General features: G+C 63.0%; 1 protein-coding gene. It reads right to left on the minus strand.

What is annotated here, in order from left to right; all coding sequences use genetic code 11:
- A partial coding sequence (locus tag AC0CH8_RS19215; protein WP_465241247.1) for a MutS N-terminal domain-containing protein occupies positions 1-131 on the minus strand: 131 nt, incomplete at its 3' end.
- Positions 132-230: the final 99 nt, after the last annotated feature.

Consider the following 230-nt stretch of genomic DNA (forward strand, 5'->3'; position numbering starts at 1 on the left):
GTCAAAGCGATGTCGAGCACCGCCGCTGCGATGCGCGCGTCCTCGAAGAACATCTCGAAGACGTCGCCCATGCGGTAGAAGAGCAGGCAATCCTGCGCCTCCGCCTTCAGGGCGTGATATTGCGCCCTCATCGGCGTTGGTGTGGGGTTCACGGGAGAACCGCCGCGGCCCGAAGTGCGCAGTGCCAAATCGTAGTGCTCGTCACCTGATGTTCGTGACGCTGGCAGGAC

The sequence above is a fragment of the Sphingomonas sp. AC435 genome, from assembly GCF_979253005.1.